Genomic DNA, 2,685 nt, shown 5'->3' on the forward strand with positions numbered 1-2,685 from the left:
TGATGGCGCTAAGTGAAAGTGGCCAGTCTCGCTAGCTGAAGTGGGCCAGCTGGCATCCCGTTTCCGGCGTGTTGTCGCGTCGGTTGTTGTGGCCTTGTTCATCCTCCGCGGAGCGGTCCGCGGTGCCGATGAGGAAGGCCGTGGATGCTGTCGCTGGAGGCAGATGTGGAAGCACATGCTCTTCGGGAGCAGGGGTGGTCGATCTCGGCGATCGCTCGGCATCTAGGGGTCAACCGCAAGACTGTGCGGGCGTATCTGAACGGTGAGCGTGTCCCGGGTCACCGGAAACGGACAGTGCCTCGGGTGATCGAGCCCTTCGTGGACTATTGCCGGATCCGGTTGGCCGACGACCCGCATTTGTGGGCATCGACGTTGTTCGACGAGCTGGTCGAGCTCGGATTCGATGGCTCCTATCAGTCCTTGACCCTGGCCATCCGGCAGCTGGGCTTGCGGCCTCATTGCGAGCCCTGCCACGCGGCCAAGGGCCGCGATGTCGCGATCATCGAGCACCGTCCTGGCGAGGAAACGCAGTGGGATTGGGTCGAATTGCCGAACCCGCCTGCGGCCTGGGGCGCGGGGAAGAACGCGCATCTGTTGGTGGGCGCGCTGGCGCATTCGAGTTTGTGGCGCGGGGCGCTGGCCCCGGCCGAAGACTTCGCGCACCTGGTCGAAGCTCTGGAGCGGGTCACCTCCCGGCTGGGTGGAGTGACGCACCGGTGGAGGTTCGACCGGATGGCCACGGTCTGCCATCCGGAATCGGGTCGCTTGACCAGCGCTTTTGCCGGGGTCGCCAAGCACTATGGAGTTGGGATCGATATCTGTCCTCCTCGCCGCGGAAACCGCAAAGGCGTGGTGGAGAAGTCGAACCATGCTGCGGCGCAACGATGGTGGCGCACCGTCGCGGACGAAGCCACGATCGCTGATGCCCAGTCATCCTTGGACAAACTCTGCCTGCGGTTGGACAACCGCCGCAGAATTCGAGACGGACAGAAGACCACGGTGGGCGCGCTGGCCGCAGCCGAGCAATTACGGCCGGTCCCGGCAGTGTCGTTTCCGGCCGAGATCCGCGAACACCGCAAGGTCACTCCGCAGGGTCTGGTGGCTTGGCGCGGCAACTCCTACTCGACACCACCAGGGATGCCCGGCGCGATGGTGACTGTGATTCATCGGCTCGGCAGCGAGATTGTCGAGCTGGCAACACCGTCCGGCGCAGTAGTTGCCGCGCATCTGCGCGCGCCCGATAGTGCTGGGCGAGTCGTTCGCGACGAAGGACACGTGATCGCGCTGGAACGGTCGGTGCTCGCTGAATTCGACACCGCCCGCCCCTGCAACCACAAGACCAGGCGGCCGATCTCCGATGCCGCCCTGGCCGAGTCCGCGCGACTGCGCGGCCACCCGGCCTCGCATGATCCCGCCCAGAAGGTGGTGATCGATCTCGCCGTCTATGCGGCCACCGCCGCGCGGCTTTCTATTGCACCGCAACACGATTCGCTTGAACAACAGTGAGGAAGACCATCCGTTGAACAAATCCACCCCGCAGATGAGCGAGGCACGCCGCTATCAGCAATTGCGAGCTCACCTGTCGTATCTGAAGCTCGGCGACGCCGCCGAAGCGCTGCCACGCATCCTCGACGCCGCCAGATCGGAGAATCTGTCGATCACCGCGGCGCTCGAACGGTTGCTCGAGATCGAGGTCAACGCCACCGAATCCCGCAGGTTGAACTCCCGGCTGCGGTTCGCCTGCCTGCCCGAACCCTGGACACTCAACGACTTCGATTTCGCCGCCCAACCCGGTGTCGACGAGAAACTCATCCGCGACCTGGCCAGCCTGCGGTTCCTCGACGATGCCGCGAACGTTCTGTTCGTCGGCCCGCCCGGCGTCGGCAAGACCATGCTCACCGTCGCCCTGGCCCGCGGCGCGGTCGAGGCCGGCCACCGCGTCTACTTCACCACCGCAGCCGAGCTGGCCGCCAAATGCCATAAAGCCGCACTCGAAGGGCGCTGGCACACATGCATGCGGTTCTTCGCCGGCCCCAAGCTTTTGGTCATCGACGAACTCGGCTACTTGCCGCTGCCCGGCGACGGCGCCTCCGCGTTGTTCCAGGTGATCAACCAACGCTATTTGAAGTCGAGCACGATCCTGACGACCAACGTCGGAATCGCTGACTGGGCAACCGCTTTCGGGGACGCGACCGTCGCAGCAGCCATGCTGGATCGCTTGCTGCACCGCGCGACCGTGGTCGGCATCGACGGGCCCAGCTATCGGCTACGGCACCACCGCGAGACCGCCGAGAACCTGCGCAAGGCGGTGAACGCTCGTGTCTCCTGAACCCACCCCGGCCACCCGCAACTGCCAGGTCTGCTGGCGGGAGTTCACCACGATCAACCCGCGCCGGATCTACTGCAGCACCCGCTGCAAAAGCACGGCCAAGCGCCGCCGCGAGCAACAAGCCGACACCGTCGACACCACCCGAGACACGGCTCCCGAGCCACGCCCGGCAGCCACACGCGCCTGCCCGCACTGCGGCGAGTCCATCACCATCGTCGCCCTACTGACAACCCCCGAAGCAGCTCGGCCGAGCATCCCCACCGACACAACAATCGTCCCGCTACACCGACGAACCTGTTAAGGTTCAACGCCAAGCCACCTGGCCCATTTCGTTTGGCAACTCTGGCCAACAATCA

2 protein-coding genes are annotated in these 2,685 nt (G+C 65.1%); both read left to right on the forward strand.

The window, feature by feature from the left end; all coding sequences use genetic code 11:
• The first annotated feature begins 144 nt into the window (after positions 1 to 144).
• Positions 145 to 1,506, forward strand: coding sequence for an IS21 family transposase (gene istA / locus AB0L97_RS38530; RefSeq protein WP_364439991.1), 1,362 nt, complete (start codon positions 145 to 147; stop codon positions 1,504 to 1,506).
• Positions 1,507 to 1,540: 34 nt separating this feature from the next.
• On the forward strand, positions 1,541 to 2,329 hold the full coding sequence (istB, locus tag AB0L97_RS38535) for an IS21-like element helper ATPase IstB (RefSeq protein ID WP_364439993.1): 789 nt from the start codon (positions 1,541 to 1,543) through the stop codon (positions 2,327 to 2,329).
• Positions 2,330 to 2,685 lie beyond the last annotated feature (356 nt).

Origin of the sequence: Nocardia sp. NPDC051911, from assembly GCF_040681035.1 — a bacterium.
GTDB lineage: Bacteria > Actinomycetota > Actinomycetes > Mycobacteriales > Mycobacteriaceae > Nocardia > Nocardia sichangensis.

What these genes read in the sequence shown, in the direction of transcription:
- istA (WP_364439991.1), top strand. Translation starts at nt 145, where the DNA reads ATGCTGTCGCTGGAGGCAGATGTGGAAGCACATGCTCTTCGGGAGCAG.
- istB (WP_364439993.1), top strand. Translation starts at nt 1,541, where the DNA reads ATGAGCGAGGCACGCCGCTATCAGCAATTGCGAGCTCACCTGTCGTAT.